The sequence below is a fragment of the Streptococcus sp. UMB1203 genome, assembly GCF_030217725.1.
Taxonomy (GTDB): Bacteria; Bacillota; Bacilli; order Lactobacillales; family Streptococcaceae; genus Streptococcus.
Genome location: NZ_JASOOK010000083.1, coordinates 1 through 263 on the forward strand (window position 1 = coordinate 1; position 263 = coordinate 263).

Sequence of the window (263 nt, forward strand, 5' to 3'; positions counted from 1 at the left end):
GAACAAGATAAAGATATCTACACACCGAAGTATGAAGATGGCCATGGCAACCCAGGTTCTAAGGTTGAAATTCCATTAACAGAAGAGAATGGTAAGAAGATTCCAGAAGGTACAACCTTCGAAAGTGATCAACCAGGAGTCATCACAGTAGATAAAGATGGCAAAGTCACTGTGACAATTCCAGAAGGAGCAAAACCAGGAGATAAGATTACAGGTAAAGTTCTAGTAAGATATCCAGATGGATCAACAGAAGAAGTACCAGT

Annotated in this window: 1 protein-coding gene; it reads left to right on the forward strand. The window is 39.9% G+C overall.

Going from position 1 to position 263, the window contains the following annotated elements:
- The coding region (locus QP439_RS09040) for a YPDG domain-containing protein (protein WP_285389655.1) at nucleotides 1-263 on the forward strand (263 nt) is incomplete at both ends.